General features: G+C 60.8%; 17 protein-coding genes. 6 read left to right on the forward strand and 11 right to left on the reverse strand.

Annotated features, from left to right (window positions below; genetic code table 11):
• Positions 1-8: 8 nt before the first annotated feature.
• Positions 9-1,334, reverse strand: coding sequence for a sigma-54 dependent transcriptional regulator (locus BMZ46_RS20245; protein WP_039768186.1), 1,326 nt, complete (start codon positions 1,332-1,334; stop codon positions 9-11).
• Positions 1,335-1,681: 347 nt separating this feature from the next.
• On the opposite strand from BMZ46_RS20245, the gene BMZ46_RS20250 reads away from it, so the two are divergent.
• From BMZ46_RS20250 to nhaB, 3 genes are all read left to right on the forward strand, one after another.
• On the forward strand, positions 1,682-1,948 hold the full coding sequence (locus BMZ46_RS20250) for a hypothetical protein (protein ID WP_039768183.1): 267 nt from the start codon (positions 1,682-1,684) through the stop codon (positions 1,946-1,948).
• A 285-nt stretch (positions 1,949-2,233) separates the two neighbouring features.
• Positions 2,234-3,523 carry an NHL repeat-containing protein gene (locus BMZ46_RS20255; protein WP_074690949.1) on the forward strand — a complete coding sequence of 430 codons (1,290 nt, stop codon included), beginning with the start codon at positions 2,234-2,236 and terminating at the stop codon, positions 3,521-3,523.
• Positions 3,524-3,597: 74 nt separating this feature from the next.
• Positions 3,598-5,100 (forward strand): sodium/proton antiporter NhaB, encoded by a 1,503-nt coding sequence (gene nhaB / locus BMZ46_RS20260; RefSeq protein ID WP_074690948.1) that lies wholly within the window; start codon positions 3,598-3,600, stop codon positions 5,098-5,100.
• A gap of 45 nt (positions 5,101-5,145) precedes the next feature.
• Here nhaB and BMZ46_RS20265 read toward each other — a convergent pair whose 3' ends face one another.
• The 3 genes from BMZ46_RS20265 to gnd are packed head-to-tail and all read right to left on the reverse strand — an operon-like array spanning position 5,146 to position 8,452.
• Positions 5,146-5,955, reverse strand: coding sequence for a Cof-type HAD-IIB family hydrolase (locus BMZ46_RS20265; RefSeq protein ID WP_074690947.1), 810 nt, complete (start codon positions 5,953-5,955; stop codon positions 5,146-5,148).
• A complete protein-coding gene (gene zwf, locus BMZ46_RS20270; RefSeq protein ID WP_074690946.1) occupies positions 5,952-7,475 on the reverse strand; it encodes a glucose-6-phosphate dehydrogenase in 1,524 nt (507 codons plus the stop codon). Before zwf ends, BMZ46_RS20265 begins: the two co-directional genes overlap by 4 nt.
• On the reverse strand, positions 7,472-8,452 hold the full coding sequence (gnd, locus tag BMZ46_RS20275) for a phosphogluconate dehydrogenase (NAD(+)-dependent, decarboxylating) (protein ID WP_074690945.1): 981 nt from the start codon (positions 8,450-8,452) through the stop codon (positions 7,472-7,474). Before gnd ends, zwf begins: the two co-directional genes overlap by 4 nt.
• A gap of 273 nt (positions 8,453-8,725) precedes the next feature.
• On the opposite strand from gnd, the gene BMZ46_RS20280 reads away from it, so the two are divergent.
• The 3 genes from BMZ46_RS20280 to BMZ46_RS20290 all read left to right on the forward strand — a co-directional run bounded on the left by BMZ46_RS20280 (position 8,726) and on the right by BMZ46_RS20290 (position 11,307).
• Entirely contained in the window at positions 8,726-8,908 is a 183-nt protein-coding gene (locus BMZ46_RS20280) for a DUF6026 family protein (protein ID WP_007957508.1), read from the forward strand.
• A gap of 210 nt (positions 8,909-9,118) precedes the next feature.
• Positions 9,119-10,870, forward strand: coding sequence for a phosphoethanolamine transferase CptA (locus tag BMZ46_RS20285; protein WP_074690944.1), 1,752 nt, complete (start codon positions 9,119-9,121; stop codon positions 10,868-10,870).
• A gap of 230 nt (positions 10,871-11,100) precedes the next feature.
• On the forward strand, positions 11,101-11,307 hold the full coding sequence (locus BMZ46_RS20290; protein ID WP_074690943.1) for a hypothetical protein: 207 nt from the start codon (positions 11,101-11,103) through the stop codon (positions 11,305-11,307).
• A gap of 83 nt (positions 11,308-11,390) precedes the next feature.
• Here BMZ46_RS20290 and BMZ46_RS20295 read toward each other — a convergent pair whose 3' ends face one another.
• The 7 genes from BMZ46_RS20295 to BMZ46_RS20325 form a co-directional block, all read right to left on the reverse strand.
• Positions 11,391-11,888 (reverse strand): GNAT family N-acetyltransferase, encoded by a 498-nt coding sequence (locus BMZ46_RS20295; protein WP_039768172.1) that lies wholly within the window; start codon positions 11,886-11,888, stop codon positions 11,391-11,393.
• Positions 11,889-11,986: 98 nt separating this feature from the next.
• Positions 11,987-12,568 carry a DinB family protein gene (locus BMZ46_RS20300; RefSeq protein WP_074690942.1) on the reverse strand — a complete coding sequence of 194 codons (582 nt, stop codon included), beginning with the start codon at positions 12,566-12,568 and terminating at the stop codon, positions 11,987-11,989.
• A 16-nt stretch (positions 12,569-12,584) separates the two neighbouring features.
• Complete coding sequence (gene zapE, locus BMZ46_RS20305; RefSeq protein ID WP_074690941.1) at positions 12,585-13,703, reverse strand: cell division protein ZapE; 1,119 nt, start codon at positions 13,701-13,703, stop codon at positions 12,585-12,587.
• A 22-nt stretch (positions 13,704-13,725) separates the two neighbouring features.
• Positions 13,726-14,067 carry a nuclear transport factor 2 family protein gene (locus BMZ46_RS20310; protein WP_007957516.1) on the reverse strand — a complete coding sequence of 114 codons (342 nt, stop codon included), beginning with the start codon at positions 14,065-14,067 and terminating at the stop codon, positions 13,726-13,728.
• Between the two features lie 51 nt (positions 14,068-14,118).
• A complete protein-coding gene (locus BMZ46_RS20315; protein ID WP_039768169.1) occupies positions 14,119-14,835 on the reverse strand; it encodes a helix-turn-helix transcriptional regulator in 717 nt (238 codons plus the stop codon).
• An 88-nt stretch (positions 14,836-14,923) separates the two neighbouring features.
• Positions 14,924-15,883 carry an agmatinase gene (speB, locus tag BMZ46_RS20320; RefSeq protein WP_074690940.1) on the reverse strand — a complete coding sequence of 320 codons (960 nt, stop codon included), beginning with the start codon at positions 15,881-15,883 and terminating at the stop codon, positions 14,924-14,926.
• A gap of 26 nt (positions 15,884-15,909) precedes the next feature.
• On the reverse strand, positions 15,910-17,001 hold the full coding sequence (locus BMZ46_RS20325) for a polyamine ABC transporter substrate-binding protein (RefSeq protein WP_074690972.1): 1,092 nt from the start codon (positions 16,999-17,001) through the stop codon (positions 15,910-15,912).
• Positions 17,002-17,035 lie beyond the last annotated feature (34 nt).

Below are 17,035 nucleotides of genomic sequence, written 5' to 3' on the forward strand. Positions count from 1 at the left end.
ACCGCGCCCTAGCGGATCTGGTGCTTGTGCAGCAAACGGTAGAAGGTCGGCCGAGAGACTCCCAGCACCTTGGCGGCGACACTGAGGTTGTCACTGTGGCGGTTCAATACATCGCACAGGGCCTGGCGTTCGGCGCGGGTCTTGTAGTCTTCAAGGGTGCCCATCGGCGCTGCGATCGACTGTTGGCTGATCAGCCCCAGGTCACGGGCCTCGATCTGCCGTCCTTCGGCCAGCACCAGCCCCCGACGCACGCGGTTGGCCAGTTCGCGGACATTGCCCGGCCAGTCGTGCTTGCCCATGGCAATCAGCGCATCTTCACTGAAGCTGCGCGGACGACGGCCGGTTTCGTGACTGTAGAAATGGGAAAAATGGTTGGCCAGCATCGACAGGTCGCCGTGGCGCTCGCGTAACGGCGCGGTCACCACTTGCAGCACATTGAGCCGGTAGTACAAATCCTCACGAAAGCGCTTCTTCTCGATGGCGGCTTCGAGATCGACGTGTGTCGCCGCCAACACCCGCACATCAACCGGGATCGGTTGACTGCCGCCGACCCGTTCAATGTGTTTTTCCTGAAGAAAGCGCAACAGATTGGCTTGCAGTTCCAGCGGCAGATCGCCGATTTCATCGAGAAACAAGGTGCCGCCGTTGGCTGCTTCGATACGTCCGACCTTGCGCTGATGGGCGCCGGTAAACGCGCCTTTCTCGTGGCCGAACAGCTCGGACTGGATCAAATGTTCGGGAATTGCCCCGCAGTTGATCGCCACAAACGGTTTGCTGTGACGTTGCGACTGCCGGTGCAGGGTCCGGGCGACGAGTTCTTTACCGGTCCCGCTTTCTCCGCGAATAAGCACTGGCGACTCGGTGGGGGCCAGTTTACTCAGCAGTTTGCGCAGCTCGCGGATCGGTTTGCTGTCGCCCAACAGCTCGTGCTCCGGCTGATCGACGTGAATCGTGCCCTGGCCACGCAGGCGCGCCATGCCGAACGCACGACCGAGGGTGACCTGCACCCGGGAGACGTCGAACGGCAAGGTATGGAAATCGAAAAACCATTCGCAGACGAAGTCGCCGACGTTCTGCAAGCGCAGCACTTCCTGATTCAACACGGCGATCCATTCGGTGCCGCTGCGGCTGATCAGTTCTTTGACGGCTTCGGGACGTTCCAGGTGGAAAGGCTGTAAACGCAGCAAGCCGACATCGCAACTTCGGTCGGCGGCATTTTCCAGGCTGCAACTGTCGACGTCCCAACCCACGGCACGCAAACCCGGCAACAATCGGTGACAGTCGTCGCACGGGTCGACGACCAGTAAACGTCGTAATGCAGGCGCTTCGTTCATGACTGTTCCTTGGCGCCAAATTTTAGGAAATGATCGTAAAAACAGTCATTTGGCAAACCTGACTGTTACATTAGCAAGAATTTGACGGGGCCTTGTATCGATTGCTTATAGGTGTACAAGTGAAGCAGTTATAAGAAACCGCTTTATTAGTTAGCTATCGACTTGATTCTTTCGCCAGGCTTTCAAAAAACAGGTCGGAATATTGGGGGTATGAAAGAAATTCGAAATTTCTTCAAATCCGGTGTGACCTGCCAACGGGTTGCGTGCATCAGTACAAGTAACTCGCCGAACGGTAAGCCCAACCGACGGCACATCACTTGATTGGGCACTTAAAGAGAGAAGACCCCATGACCGCCCCGCTCCGTATCAACGAAGCTCTTTTGATTGCCAACCGCGCATTTGAACCGTTTCAATGCGTCGCCTGGGCCCCACAAGATGGCAATGGCGAACTTTGCCTCACCGTGATCGACCGCACCAACTCCCACATCGGTCGTACCCAGATCCCAAGCAGTGCCTACTCTGATCCGGCGCAACTTGAACACCTGCTGCAGCAGGCCCGCGCCGAACTGAGCGAAGAAGGCTATGCATTGCAGTCCTGGTCGATGCCACACTGATAGTTGCGGGTAATGCGGATGACGCTCAAGTCATCCGCCCTCTTCTGTTAGTTGCGAATCTTTTTCCAACTTCAGTCTTTTTGTACAACTTTCCTCAATACTTTCGCGCCTGAATACTTGGCAGGCTTGCGACTGGTTCAAAAAGACACTGTTCTGGCACAGTGCGACTCTCCACCTGTTAGTTCTGTCAGTTGTACTTGCGCGTATTCAAGGATTGAATGTCTCGCTCATGCAGTTACCCGTTCCGCCTCCCGGAAATCGGTCGACTCGCAAGGAGAAGCATGCATGTCAACCCAGACCGCCATCGCGTTGCCGACGCTTGCGAATAACGCCGGACAACTCGACAAAACCTTTTCCAGTAACGGTGTGGCGCAGGTTTACTTCGCCGGCAGTACGTCCAGCCTGACCCAGAGCGTGGCACTTGATGCGCAAGGTCGGATTCTGGTCGCCGCCAAAGTCGGCACGGCTCAGGGCAACTGCTTCGGTCTGGCCCGCTTGCTCGGGGACGGATCGGCGGACCTTGGCTTCGGCAATCAAGGCAGCGTGATCGGACGGTTCGCCAGCGGATTCGAAGCGACGGGCAGCAAAGTTCAGGTCTTGCCCGACGGGCGGATTCTGCTGGCAGGCCTGCACTATGAATCGGAACACTGCACCCTTCCCGCCCTGGCTCTGTTCGACGCCCAAGGCCGGCCTGACCCGGACTTCGGCGACAACGGCCGACAAATCGTTCGCTTGCCCGGCGACCTGTCCATGGGCACCCGCGACGCTTGGTTGCCGCCGGGCGTTCCGGGCGCCGAAGCCTGTGATTTTGCGGTGCAACCGGACGGGCATATTCTGCTGATCGCCAACCATCACTTCGAGCTGGCCGATCACGTCGGCATGCTGATCCGCCTCACACCCGATGGCAGCCTCGACCCCTCCTTCAACGGTCGCGGTTTCGTCATGGTTCGCCACTTGCTGCTCAATACCTGGCTCGGCAGCGTGCTGCTGCAAGGAGACGGAAGAATCGTGGTGGCCGGCTCCATCGACTTTCCTCAAGAAGGTCTGCTCGCCCGCTACCTGCCGGACGGCAGGCTCGATGAACGTTTTGCGGTAGACGGCTTCATGGCCTTCAAAGTCCAGGGGCACAGTGCACTGGTCAATCAGGTCATCGAATCGGCGGAGCATTTGCATTGTTTTGGCAGCAGCCGCGATCCGATCCGATGCATGGCGCAATCTGTCCATGGCAACGGCAGACCCGATCTGCACTGCAACAGAGGTCAACCGCATCTGCTGGAGATCGGGCCCAGCGGCTGCCAGTGGAGCGCAGCGCAGGCGATGCCGGACGGTCGCATCATCGCGGTCGGCGCAACCATCGGCGGCGTTGAAGCCGACTTTATTGTCGCCCGCTATCTGGCCAACGGCTGCCTTGACCGAAGCTTCGGTTCCGGTAATGGCTGGTTGCGCACGCGACTGGGGCGCAGCCTCGATACCGCCACTTCAGTGGCGATACAGCCTGACGGAGGAATTCTGGTGGGCGGCTATTCGCTGGATGGCAACTACCGTGCAATGGTGGCGCGGTATCTGAATCACTGATGCGAATCCAACTGCACTTGATCTTGCCCATCGCTTACGGCAACTTGCGCGCTTCTTAATACAAGGAGCAACCAATGTCCGGTTCGATGGCCCAGGCGTTCGCGCACAACTTTCTCGGGCATTCACCCCGCTGGTACAAGGCGTGCATCGTCGGGTTTCTGCTGCTCAATGCGCTGGTGCTGTGGGCCGCAGGTCCCGTCGCCGCCGGCTGGTTGCTGGTGATCGAGTTCATTTTCACCCTGGCCATGGCGCTCAAGTGCTACCCGCTGATGCCCGGCGGCTTGCTGTTGATCGAAGCGCTGCTGCTGAAGATGACCACGCCCCAGGCGCTGTACGAAGAGCTGCAGCACAATTTCCCGGTGATTCTGCTGCTGATGTTCATGGTCGCCGGCATCTACTTCATGAAAGACCTGCTGCTGTTCCTGTTCTCACGTCTTTTGCTGGGCGTGCGTTCGAAGGCGCTGCTGGCCTTGATGTTCTGCTTTCTGTCGGCGTTTCTCTCGGCGTTTCTCGACGCACTGACCGTGACCGCAGTGATCATCAGCGCCGCCGTGGGCTTCTATTCGGTTTATCACCGGGTGGCCTCTGGCAACGACCCGCGCCAGGACAGCGAATTCAGCGATGACCAGCATCTGCACCAGTTGCATCATGAGGATCTGGAACAGTTTCGCGCTTTCCTGCGCAGCCTGTTGATGCACGGTGCTGTCGGCACCGCACTGGGCGGCGTCTGCACGTTGGTCGGTGAACCGCAGAATCTGTTGATCGGCCACGAAATGGGTTGGCACTTCGCCGAGTTTTTCCAGAAGGTCGCGCCGGTGTCGCTGCCGGTGCTGGTCGCAGGACTGGTGACCTGCCTGTTGCTGGAGAAACTGCGCTGGTTCGGCTACGGCACGTTGCTGCCGGACAACGTACGCGCCGTGCTCGCCAACTACGCCGCCGAAGACAACGCCGAACGTACGCCACGCCAATGCGCCGCCCTGCTGGTGCAAGGCTGCGCTGCGCTGATCCTGATTGCCGGGCTGGCGTTCCATATTGCGGAAGTCGGCTTGATCGGCCTGATGGTGATCGTGCTGATTACCGCCTTCACCGGCATCACCGACGAGCACCGTCTGGGCAGCGCATTCAAGGACGCCATGCCGTTCACCGCGCTGCTGGTGGTGTTCTTCGCCGTGGTGGCGGTGATTCACGACCAGCAACTGTTCGCGCCGCTGATCCAGTGGGTGCTGGCACTGCCGGCCGAGCAGCAACCGGGGATGCTGTTCATCGCCAACGGATTGCTGTCGGCGATCAGTGACAACGTGTTCGTCGCCACGATCTACATCACCGAAGTGAAGCAGGCGTTCCTGTCCGGACACATGAGCCGCGAACATTTCGAGACGCTGGCGATTGCGATCAACACCGGCACCAACCTGCCGAGCGTGGCGACACCCAATGGTCAGGCGGCATTTCTGTTCCTGCTGACGTCGGCGATTGCGCCGCTGGTGCGGTTGTCGTACGGGCGGATGGTGTGGATGGCGTTGCCTTACACCGTGGTGATGGGATTGCTGGGCTGGTACGCCGTGAGTTACTGGCTGTAGAAACAACAACGGGAGCCCTGGGGCTCCCGTTTTTTTTTACGTAAATCAGCGCGGCAAGATGTACTTCTCGATGGCTTGCGCCACGCCATCCTCGGTGTTCGGCCCGGTCACCACATCGGCCTGACGCTTCACCGCGTCCTCGGCCTGGCCCATGGCGATCGACAGACCGGCAACATGGAACATTGCCGGATCATTGCCGCCATCGCCAATCGCAGCCGTCTGCGCCAGCGGCACACCGAGGTGTTCAGCCAGCGTGACCAGCGCCGAGCCCTTGTTCGCCTCGACTGCCGTCACGTCCAGGTACACCGGTTGCGAGCGCGACACCTGCGCGAGGCCCTCGACCTTCGGCAGCAAACGCGCCTCCAGCTCGATCAGCAGTTCGGTGTTGTTGCTGGTGGCCACGATCTTGTCGATGCGCTCCAGATACGGCTCGAAACTCTCCACCACCACCGGCGGATAACCCAGCCCGTGCTGCTCGCGCGGCACCATCGGCCCGTGCGGATCCTTGAGCAGCCAGTCGCCACCGCTGAACACCCAGATTTCGACATCCGGCTGATCGGCAAACAGCGCCAGCGCCGTCAGCGCGGCCGTGGCCGGCAGGTAATGCGCGACCAGAATGCTGCCATCCGGGTTGACGATCGTGCCGCCGTTGAACGCAGCGGTCGGCAGATCGACGCCCAGGGCTTCGATTTGATGCAGCATGGCTTTGGGCGGCCGCCCCGTGGCGAGACTGAACAGCACGCCCGCTTCGCGCAGCGAACGAACCGCGTCAATCGTGCGCTGACTCAGGCTGTGATCGGGCAGCAACAGCGTGCCGTCCATGTCACTCAACAGAAAACGGATCGGCTCGCTCATCCGAGACCATGCCAGACGCGACCATCGCGAGTCAGCAGGTCATCGGCGGCTTTCGGCCCGTCTTCGCCGGCGGCATAGGTTTGTACACTGGCGTCCTGTTGCCAGGCATCAAGGAACGGCTGTACCGCGCGCCAGCCGTTCTCGATGTTGTCGGCGCGCTGGAACAGCGTCTGGTCACCGGTCAGGCAGTCGTAGATCAGGGTTTCATAGCCGGTGGACGGCTGCATTTCGAAGAAGTCCTTGTAGGCGAAGCCCAGCTCGATGTTGGCCATGTTCAGCGCCGGCCCCGGACGTTTGGCCAGCAGGTCGAACCACATGCCTTCGTTGGGCTGGATCTGGATACGCAAGTAGGTCGGTTGCAATTCGTCGACCTCGGTATCGCGGAACTGCGCATACGGCGCCGGTTTGAAGCAGATGACGATCTCGGTGTCGCGCACGCTCATGCGCTTGCCGGTACGCAGGTAGAACGGCACGCCGACCCAGCGCCAGTTGTCGATCATCACTTTCAGCGCCACGTAGGTTTCCGTGGTGCTGTCGGGGGAGACGTTGTTTTCATCGCGATAACCGGACACCGGTTTGCCAGCGACTTCACCGGCGCTGTATTGGCCGCGTACCGAGTTTTCTCGCGCCTCTTCGGTGGTCCAGGGGCGGATTGCGCCGACTACCTTGGCTTTTTCGCCCCGCACCGCATCGGCGCCGAACGCGGCCGGCGGCTCCATCGCGACCATGGCCAGCAACTGGAACAGGTGGTTGGGCACCATGTCCCGAAGGGCGCCGGTGTGTTCATAAAAACTGCCACGGGTTTCGACGCCGACGGTTTCGGCGGCGGTGATTTGCACGTGGTCGATGTAGTGGTTGTTCCAGAACGCTTCGAACAGGCTGTTGGAGAACCGGCTGACCAGAATGTTCTGCACGGTTTCCTTGCCCAGATAGTGATCGATCCGGTAGATCTGCTTTTCCGACATGACCTTGAGCAGGCAGGCGTTCAACGCCTCGGCGGTTTGCAGGTCGGAGCCGAACGGTTTTTCGATCACCACCCTTCTGAAGGCTTCCGGGGTTTCTTCGAGCAATCCGGCGCTGCCGAGACGGCGCACCACTTCGCTGAAGAAACGTGGCGCGGTGGCCAGGTAGAACACCGCATTGCCAGTGCCGCTGTCGGCGATTTTCGCCGCCAGGGCTGAATAAGTGCTGTCGTCCAGGAAATCGCCCTGGACGTAGCTGATACCTTTGGCGAGTTTGGCCCACAAGGCCGGATCAAGCATCTGATCGCCCTTGCCGACCTTGGCTGCCACCTCGGTGCGGATGAAGTCTTCAAGCTTTTGCGCGAAGGCTTCATCGGTAATGGCGTTATGGTCAACGCCAACGATCCGCAGGCCATCATCCAGCAGGCCGTCGCGACTCAGGTTGTACAGCGCCGGCATGAGCAGGCGCTTGACCAGATCACCGTGGGCGCCGAACAGAAACAGCGTGGTCGGTGGCGCGGGTTCTGCCTTGGATTTCCTGCGGATCGTATGGGTCATTTCTTCGCAGTCTCCACATGGCCGCCGAAGCCGAAGCGCTGGGCCGAAAGAATCTTGTCGCCGAAAGTGCCCTGGCCGCGCGAGCGGTAGCGCGAGAACAGCGAGTTGGACAGCACCGGTACCGGCACCTTCTGTTCCATGGCCGCTTCGATGGTCCACTGACCTTCGCCGCTGTCAGCCACGGAGCCGGAGAAACCGTCGAGTTTCGGGTCGACCGCCAGGGCATCGGCGGTCAGGTCGAGCAGCCAGGACGACACCACGCTGCCACGACGCCAGACTTCGGCGATGTCGGCCACGTTCAGGTCGAAACGCTGGTCCTCCGGCAAAAACTCGCTGGACTTGGTCTTGAGGATGTCGAAGCCTTCGGCGAAGGCCGCCATCATCCCGTACTCGATCCCGTTGTGGATCATCTTCACGAAGTGACCGGCACCGGCGGGACCGGCGTGGATGTAGCCGTGCTCGGCACGGTGGTCATCGGACTTGCGGTCCCTGGTGCGCGGGATGTCGCCCATGCCCGGCGCCAGCGCGGCGAACAGCGGATCCAGACGCTTAACGGTCTCGGCATCGCCGCCGATCATCATGCAGTAGCCGCGCTCCAGGCCCCAGACGCCGCCGGAGGTGCCGACGTCGATGTAGTGCAGGCCCTTCTCGGCCAGGGTTTTGGCCCGGCGGATGTCATCCTTATAGTTGGTGTTGCCGCCATCGATGATGGTGTCGCCCGCCTCGAGCAGATTGCTCAGGGTTTCGATGGTGTCTTCAGTCGGTGCGCCGGCCGGCAGCATGACCCACACTGCACGCGGCTTGGCCAGGCCTGCGACCAGTGCAGGCAGATCGGCGACGCCGGTAGAGCCCTCGGCGGCCAGGGTGTCGACAAAGGCGGTATTGCGGTCGTAAACAACGGTGGTGTGACCGTTGAGCATCAGACGTCGCGCAATATTGCCGCCCATGCGGCCCAGTCCAATAATCCCGAGTTGCATGTGCTGATGCTCCTTACTACAAATAAAAGTGTGTCAAAGGTTATAGCCCAACGTGAATCATGGAGCTTAGTCCAGAGCGTCGGTGTGAAGTTTCCGGGCATTGTGCCCGATCCAGACTGATAACGTCGGGAAACGTGCCGAAGACACAACGACCATGAAAAATAAAAAAGTTCCATTCACGAGCAAAAGAAATCAAAATCGGCGCCGATAGTATGTCAGCAACCGAATTCGGGGCTGAACTACAGTTGAGACACGCCATTTGCGAGGTGAGCAATGGGCACAGTACACACAGCAATGCCGCCACAAACCCTGTACGTCACCATCCGTCGTGATGAATTGCGTCAGTTGAAAGATGAACGCGACCAGCTCAAGCAGGAACTCGCGCAATTGCGCCTGCTGACCCAAGGCGCCGAGCCGCAGCCCTTGCCACGCGTACAGCGCTCGCCCCACGCCTGATCCCCGCCCGCTTCGGGAGCAGCCATTGCTGTTCCCGACATGCTGCACCTCCTGCCCTTTTCGGCAACTAACAAAGTTTTCACATTCGCTTGTTGATACTCCCGCGCATTCTGGCCGTGCGTCTGTGCGCATGGCCTCCGTTCGTCGGGCTCATGCGTCCTTTGCATGAAACGCCCGGTGGTGGATGTAACGACTGAGCTGGAGTGCTGAATGGCGGTGTTCAAACGCAGCAATACGACTGCGACAGGTTTCGACTGGGCCGGTTTTATCTGGCTGTTCGTGTTCTTCTGGTACTTCTCCGGTATCACCCAACTGCTGATCCAGTTGACGGGCACCTCAGGGTTCACCGGGTTCCGCCAGGCCTTCGTGATGAGCGCCGTGTGGCTGGCGCCGATGCTGCTGTTCCCAAAACGCACCCGCCTGCTCGCCGCGCTGATCGGCGTGGTGTTGTGGGCCTGCTCGATGGCCAGCCTGGGTTATTTCTTCATCTACCAGCAGGAATTCTCCCAGAGCGTGATCTTCATCATGTTCGAGTCGAACGTGTCCGAAGCTGGCGAGTACATGACCCAGTACTTTGCCTGGTGGATGGTCCCGGCGTTCCTCGCGCACACCGCGTTCGCGTATTTCCTGTGGACCCGCTTGCGTCCGGTGTACCTGCCCCGTGGCCGGGCATTCGTCGCCGCCATGGCAATCCTGGTGGCCGTGATCGGTTATCCGCTGGTCAAGCAGACAATGCGTACCGGCAGCTTCGAGCAAGGCTTCGAGAAATTCGAAACCCGTATCGAGCCGGCCGTGCCGTGGCAGATGGCCGTGGCTTATCACCGTTATCAGGAAACCCTGGCCGACATGCAGGGCATGCTGCACAGCGCGAGCAAGATCCCGCCGCTGAAAAACCTCAAGGACCCGGGCGCCAATCAGCCGGCGACCCTGGTGCTGGTGATCGGCGAGTCCACCAATCGCCAGCGCATGAGCCTCTACGGTTACCCGCGCAAAACCACGCCGGAACTGGACAAGCTCAAGGATCAGCTGACGGTTTTCGACAACGTCATCACCCCGCGCCCGTACACCATCGAGGCGCTGCAACAGGTGCTGACCTTCGCCGACGAAGAAAACCCGGACCTGTACCTGTCCACGCCGTCGCTGGTCAGCATGATGAAACAGGCCGGCTACAAGACGTTCTGGATCACCAACCAGCAGACCATGACCAAACGCAACACCATGCTCACGACCTTCTCCGAACAGGCCGACGAGCAGGTGTACCTGAACAACAACCGCAACCAGAACGCCGCGCAGTACGACGGCGACGTGATCGAGCCGTTCAACAAGGCTCTGGCCGACGCGGCGCCGCGCAAGTTGATCGTCGTGCACCTGCTCGGTACGCACATGAGCTACCAGTACCGTTATCCGCCGAGCTTCGACAAGTTCCAGGATCGCAACGGCGTTCCGCCCGGTGTGCGTGACGATCAGGTGCCGACCTACAACAGCTACGACAATGCCGTGCTGTACAACGATTTCGTGGTCTCGAGCCTGATCAAGGATTACGCCAAATCCGATCCGAACGGCTTCCTGCTCTACCTCTCCGATCACGGTGAAGACGTGTTCGACTCGGTGGGCCACAGCACGCTGGGTCGCAACGAAAACAAGCCGACGGCGCCGATGTACACCATTCCGTTCATGGCCTGGGCGTCGCCAAAATGGCGTGAAACCCACGACTGGAGCTTCGCCGGGGACCTGAGCCGGCCGTACAGCAGCTCGCACTTGATCCACACCTGGGCGGATCTGGCCGGTTTGAGTTTCGATGAGCTGGATCGCACCAAAAGTCTGGTCAGCGACAGCTTCAAGCCGCGTCCGCTGTTGATCGGCAACCCTTACGAACGCGAACAGCGGGCCCTGATCGACTTCAGCCTGATGAAGCCGAAAAAACCCGCGGCCACCACTACGGAAGTGGTGCTGCAGGAGTAACAGAAAGGGTCGGAACCGGCCCTTTTCAACATTTACAATCGTACTGCCCCTTCCCTTGCAACCTGCACGCGTCATTCACGCGTGCAGCGTTCGTCCGATACGCCGTGGAAATACCCTGTAAAACCTAGACTGAACGAGCGTTAACCTCTTGTTAATGCCCTCGACGGACACTGCCCCTCGAGGCTTTGATTCATGGATGAACGGCTCCGACATTTTTCGTAGGAGGCACCATGAAAACCACGACTGCAATCCTTGCCGGTCTACTCACCCTGGCATCCGCCAGCGCATTCGCCGAAGGCGGCGCCGAGCGCATGAGACATTACTGGGCCAACTTCCCGGTCCATTCCGCACAAAGTCAGCAGGCTGACGCGAAGACCAATGAACTCAAGGTCCCGGAAGACCAGACCGCCCAGGTCACCGAGTCCTATCGCCCTTGAGCGAACGCTTTACCGATGGACCTGCGATGGCTCGCTCTGGCTTCGCAGATGACAGTTGGGCGCCCTTTCCGGGCGCCTTTTTTTTACGCCTGCAAATCCTTGATCCAGAACAGCATGCGCCCGTGATTCGGGTCGAACATGCCTGGCGCGAAGCCGAATTTGGCATAGGAATTTTGCGCTATGGCGTTACCTTCGAGTACCTCCAGAGTGATCTTGCAGCAACCACGCTGACGGGCGATGTCCTCGACCTTGCGCAGCATTTTCTGACTCAGCCCCAGACCGCGAAACTTGGTCACCACGGACACGTCGTGCACATTGACCAGCGGCTTGCAGGCAAACGTGGAAAACCCTTCAAAGCAGTTCACCAGCCCTGCCGGCTCGCCACCGACAAACGCCAGGACGCTGAACGCGTGGGGCCGTTTGGCCAGTTCGGCGGGCAGTTGCTGCAACAGTTCAGGGGCAATCGGATGACCGCCGCCCATCGGGTCCTCGGCGTAATGATTGAGTACGACACCGATGGCTTCGGCATGCACCGGATTGGTGTAACTGGCTTGAAGCACAAGAATTTCTGCGGAATCCATTTCCTTCCTCGATCGCACGGGGCCCCGGCGCGTTTGATACGCGCTGATAGGCTCGGCGACCTTAGCGCGAGGCAGGTCCCGGCGACAACCCGACGTTTTCAGTGCCCCCAGATAAGCTCTTCGGTCCAACCCAGCTCGGCAAAATCCTCGGCTCGCAAACCGGACTCGCCGGCACAGAAAAACTCGTCCAGTTGCGGCGGCTTCACCGAAGTGCCGCTAAGCATGGCGTGAACCTGGCCGCGATGGTGGATCTGATGTTCGAACAGGTGCGAGATCATCCGCAGACGGCTGTCGTGCTGTGGCGTGTCGCGGGCGATGGTGACAATGCGCCCCAGATCGGCATCGCGCAGTTGCTCGCAGTAGGCGATCAGCCTGCGGTCGACATGGGCCTGTTCCCGGCGCAAGGCCTGTGACTCGGTGAAGGGTTCGTCAGCGTTGAAGAACACGTAGCAATCGGGATGCGGTTCGTCACCGCGCAACTCCCGCTCCAGCGCGTCGACGTAGAACCAGTCGCAGGTGAGGATATGGTTGAGGGTCAGGCGGATGCTCGGGAAGAAACTGACCCGTGGCGCCGCCAGCTCCGTGTCGTCGAGCTGGCTCCAGGCCTTGGCCAGTCGATGGTTGGCCCAGGCATTCTGATAAGCCATGGTCAGCAAATGGTGGGACAGGGGCTGAGTCATGTGGCGCCTCCGTGTTTCAGGTCTCGGCGAAGCGTTGCAGCTGCATCTCCTGCAAGCGGCTGAGGGTCCGGCGGAACGGGAATTCCAGATAGCCCTCGGTATAAAGCGCGTCCATCGGCACTTCGGCCTCGATGTACAGCGGCACCTTGCGGTCGTAGCACTCGTCGACCAGCGCGATGAAGCGGCGCACGCCGTCGTCGTGCACCGACAACTGCGGCAATTCACGATCGCCGGCCACCACCCGCTCCGCGCCATCCTCGGTGCCACGGGCGATCCGCCCCTCGCGTTTTTTCGCGCTGAGGTTCGGCACCTCGCTCAACAGGATAGCCCGGTAGGTGTCACACAGCGCGATGAAATCCATGGCGGCGAACGGTTGGTCGCACAGATCGGCGTAACGGCACCACAGCACCGAATCGCTGGCCTGCACCACGTTCAAGGCACGGTAACCGACCGGCACCGGTTCGCCACTGACGGTTTGCCCGGCCGCCAAGGCGTCGAACACCTGGCTTAGCGCGCTAGCCTGCTCCGGCTGAGTGACCCAGTAACGCTGCTCGATGGCACCGGGATGCAATCGATGATCTTCGGCGCCATTCACCGCGACCACTTGCATGTGCTGCTTGATCGCGGTGATCGCCGGCAAAAAGCGGTCGCGGTTGAAGCCGTCGGCATACAGCTGATCCGGTGGCAGGTTGGAAGTGCAGACCACCACCACGCCCTCATCGAACATCACTTGAAACAAGCGCCCGAGAATGATCGCGTCGCCGATGTCATTGACGAACAGCTCGTCGAAACACAGCACTCGCACTTCAGCCGCCAGCTCACGGGCCAGGGCCCGCAACGGATCGGCGATCCCGGTCAACTGAAAGGAGCGCTGGTGCACCCAGCCCATGAAGTGGTGAAAGTGCTGCCGCCGCGCCGGCACCCGCAGGCTCTGATGAAACTGGTCCATCAGCCAGGTCTTGCCGCGCCCGACCGGGCCCCACAGGTAAACGCCGGTAACCGAACGGGCACCGGCGTGCAGGGCTTCATGGCATTTTTGCAAGGCCCAGACCGCGTGTTCCTGGGCTTCATCCTGGATGAAGCCCTTGTGGTCGACGGCGTATTGCCAAGCGCTCAGAGGGGAGTCGAAAGTCATGCGCGGCAGTATGCCACGACGGCTACAGGGAAATATCCAGCCGAGCGATTTTGCCCTGTTCGTTAAGGCGGAACGTGTAGCGCAGCTCCAGCGGGCTGCCGGGAAACGTTCCGGAGATCAGCCCTTGCACCAGCACTTTGCCGGTGCGCTGCTGGACGCCGAGCACTTCGACCCGCGGCTGATAGCGCTGGGCGGTGTCCTGCATCCAATTGGCGATGGCCTGCGGGCCGACCTGATGATGGCCTTCATCGAACACGTGGGCATCCTCGGCAAAAAAACTGCCGACCCGGGAGGTATCGCGAGCATTGGCAGCATTGATGTACTCAACGATGGCCGGGGCGAGTATCGAGGTGGGATGGAACATGAGTGCAGCTCCTTTTTTCGGGTTCTGTCGCCATCCTAGAACAGCCCTGCGTCAATTCCTGTCAGGAGTGAAGCGGCCGTTTTCGTCCAGTTGCATCAGCCGCTGCCAAGTGCGCAACAGCTCGCTGCGCCGCCCCGGATAGCGCTCGCCCTGCAGGCTGGCGGCGGCAATCCGGTCGGTGCGAAACGTACGATAGGCGCCGCGCAATTCGCACCACGCGACGATGATCCGCACCTCGTTGAGAAAACCCAGCGCCAGCGGCCAGATCAACCGCTGGCTCTGCACCTGCTGCGCATCGGCGTAATCGATGTGCAGCTTGGCCTGATCGCGGATGGCGTGGCGGAACACGTTCAACGGCACGGCGTTTTGCGGAAAACCGTAACCCGGCGGCCCGGGCATGACAGTCGGATTGCGCAGCGCTTCCTGGGCCTGCGGGTCCAGCACCGCAGCGATTTTCGCCAGTGCATCCGCAGCCGCTTTGCTCAGCACCTCGTCGCCGCGCTGATCGACATAACGCAGGCCCAGCACGATGGCTTCGGTCTCGTCGGCGTTGAGCATCAGCGGCGGCAGAAACAGACCGCTGCGCAGCACATACCCGATGCCCGCCTCGCCATGGATCGGCGCGCCGAGGGCGGTCAGTTCGGCGATATCGCGATAGAGGGTGCGTTCGGAGATTTCCAGCTCGGAGGCCAGCGTCGCGGCGGTCACCGGGCGCTTCTTGCCACGCAGCACTTGCAACAGGGTCAACAGTCGAGTGGTTCGCGACACGGTGTGAGGCTCTGGGCAGAAATTTGCCGGAGCTTAGCAGAGCCTGGTGTCAGAAATTGTCAGGAGCTTTCACCAGGCTCGGAGGGGATCACGCGTCGACTTTATGCCTGGCCGCGTACAGGCAAAGCATCTCCATGGCCAGGGTTGCCGCCGCCAGCGACGTCACGTCCGCGTGGTCATAAGCCGGGGCGACTTCCACAACATCCATTCCGACCAGATTGATCCCGCGCAGACCGCCAAGGATTTCCAGAGCCTGTACCGTGCTCAACCCGCCGCATACCGGCGTACCAGTGCCCGGGGCAAAGGCAGGATCCAGACAATCGATGTCGAACGTCAGGTACACCGGGTTATCGCCGACCCGCGCGCGAATCGCTTCGACAATGGCTTCGCAACCACGGCGATGCACTTGCCGCGCATCGAGCACCTGAAAACCCTGATGATCGTCATTGGTGGTGCGCAAGCCGATCTGCACCGAACGCGCCGGATCCACCAGCCCTTCTCGCGCCGCGTGCCAGAACATGGTGCCGTGATCGACCCGCTTGCCCGCCTCATCCGGCCAGGTGTCGCTGTGCGCATCGAAGTGGATCAGCGACAACGTGCCGTGCTTGCGCGCATGGGCCTTGAGCAGCGGATAGCTGATGAAGTGATCGCCGCCGAAGGTGAGCATCGCGCTGCCGGAGCTGAGAATGTGCTCGGCGTGGGCCTCGATACTTTCCGGGATGGTGTGCGGCGAGCCGTAATCGAAGTCGCAATCGCCGTAATCGATCACCGCCAGATGATCGAACGGGTCGACCGCCCACGGCCAGTGCCGTTCCCAGGCAATCCCGGTGGACGCCGCGCGAATCCCGCGCGGCCCGAAACGTGCGCCGGGACGGTTGCTGGTGGCGGTGTCGAACGGCACACCGCTGACCGCCACGTCCACGCCGCGCAGGTCGCGGCTGTAGCGCCGGCGCATGAAACTGGTAATCCCGGCGTAGGTACTTTCGGCAGCGGTGCCGTAGAGGCTGTCACGGGTCAGGGCCTGATCGTTTTGCACTGGCACGTCCATCGGTGTGCTCCTGTTGTTATGAAAGGCTATTGGCGGCTACGGAAAGTGGTCCACAGGCGTGTGCGCTGGCGCATGTCCTTGAGGCTCATGCTGTGGTCGGCGTACAGCCGCTCGCGCACTTCGGATTTCGGGTAAATGTCCGGATCGTTGCGCACCGCCTCATCCACCAGCGGCGTGGCGGCCTGGTTGGCGGTGGCAAAGAACAGCGTATTGGTCAGCGCCGCCACGGATTCGGGGCGCAACATGAACTCGATGAAGGTGCGAGCAGCTTCCGGGTGCGGCGCGTCTTTGGGGATGGCGAGGTTGTCCTGCCACACCAGCGTGCCTTCCTTGGGGATCCGGTAAGCCACTTCAAACGGCTTGTTGGCCTTGCGCGCCTGATCGGCGGCCATGCTCGCGTCACCGTTGTAGGTCAGCGCCAGGCAGACGCTGCCGTTGGCCAGATCATTGATCTGCCGCCCGGTGGCGACGTACAGCACCGAGGGCTGCAACTGCTGCAACAAGGCTTCGGCGGCGACCAGATCTTTCTTGTCGGTGCTGTAGGGATCTTTCCCGAGATAGTGCAGCGCCAGACCGATCACTTCCTGCGGCGAATCGAGAATCGCGATCCCGCAATCCTTGAGTTTGCTGGCGTATGCGGGCTTGAACAGCAGATCGAGGCTGTTGAGCGGCACGTCGGGCAGCCGCTGCTTCACGGCTTCGACGTTCATGCCCAGCCCGAGCGTGCCCCAGGTGTAAGGCACGCCGTAACGGTTACCGGGATCGACCGCCGCCAGTTTTTCCAGCAGATCCGGATCGAGATTGGCGTAACCCTTGAGCCCTTCGTGAGGGATTTCCTTCAACGCGCCGGCGGCCAACCCACGGGCCAGCACGCTGGACGACGGCACCACCACGTCATAACCGCTGCCGCCGGTGAGCAGTTTGGTTTCCAGCACCTCGGACGTATCGAAGGTGTCGTAGCGCACGTGGATGCCGGTTTCCTTTTCGAAGCGCTGCAAGGTTTCCGGCGCCACGTAATCGGCCCAGCTGTAGAGGTTGAGCGTTTTCTCTTCGGCCTGGGAGGCGATGGAGACGGTAAGCAACAACGCGGGCAAACACAGCTTGACGACGGGAGCCATGACGAACACCTGACCGAAGAAAGTGGTGGCAGGA

The sequence above is a fragment of the Pseudomonas sp. NFIX49 genome (genome assembly GCF_900115915.1).
GTDB lineage: Bacteria > Pseudomonadota > Gammaproteobacteria > Pseudomonadales > Pseudomonadaceae > Aquipseudomonas > Aquipseudomonas pharyngis.

Coding starts and splice junctions, on each gene's coding strand:
- BMZ46_RS20250 (WP_039768183.1), top strand. CDS start 1,682: ATGACCGCCCCGCTCCGTATCAACGAAGCTCTTTTGATTGCCAACCGC.
- BMZ46_RS20255 (WP_074690949.1), top strand. CDS start 2,234: ATGTCAACCCAGACCGCCATCGCGTTGCCGACGCTTGCGAATAACGCC.
- speB (WP_074690940.1), bottom strand. CDS start 15,883: ATGGACGTGCCAGTGCAAAACGATCAGGCCCTGACCCGTGACAGCCTC.
- BMZ46_RS20290 (WP_074690943.1), top strand. CDS start 11,101: ATGAAAACCACGACTGCAATCCTTGCCGGTCTACTCACCCTGGCATCC.
- BMZ46_RS20310 (WP_007957516.1), bottom strand. CDS start 14,067: ATGTTCCATCCCACCTCGATACTCGCCCCGGCCATCGTTGAGTACATC.
- BMZ46_RS20280 (WP_007957508.1), top strand. CDS start 8,726: ATGGGCACAGTACACACAGCAATGCCGCCACAAACCCTGTACGTCACC.
- BMZ46_RS20245 (WP_039768186.1), bottom strand. CDS start 1,334: ATGAACGAAGCGCCTGCATTACGACGTTTACTGGTCGTCGACCCGTGC.
- BMZ46_RS20300 (WP_074690942.1), bottom strand. CDS start 12,568: ATGACTCAGCCCCTGTCCCACCATTTGCTGACCATGGCTTATCAGAAT.
- BMZ46_RS20325 (WP_074690972.1), bottom strand. CDS start 17,001: ATGGCTCCCGTCGTCAAGCTGTGTTTGCCCGCGTTGTTGCTTACCGTC.
- BMZ46_RS20285 (WP_074690944.1), top strand. CDS start 9,119: ATGGCGGTGTTCAAACGCAGCAATACGACTGCGACAGGTTTCGACTGG.
- BMZ46_RS20295 (WP_039768172.1), bottom strand. CDS start 11,888: ATGGATTCCGCAGAAATTCTTGTGCTTCAAGCCAGTTACACCAATCCG.
- nhaB (WP_074690948.1), top strand. CDS start 3,598: ATGTCCGGTTCGATGGCCCAGGCGTTCGCGCACAACTTTCTCGGGCAT.
- BMZ46_RS20265 (WP_074690947.1), bottom strand. CDS start 5,955: ATGAGCGAGCCGATCCGTTTTCTGTTGAGTGACATGGACGGCACGCTG.
- gnd (WP_074690945.1), bottom strand. CDS start 8,452: ATGCAACTCGGGATTATTGGACTGGGCCGCATGGGCGGCAATATTGCG.
- zapE (WP_074690941.1), bottom strand. CDS start 13,703: ATGACTTTCGACTCCCCTCTGAGCGCTTGGCAATACGCCGTCGACCAC.
- zwf (WP_074690946.1), bottom strand. CDS start 7,475: ATGACCCATACGATCCGCAGGAAATCCAAGGCAGAACCCGCGCCACCG.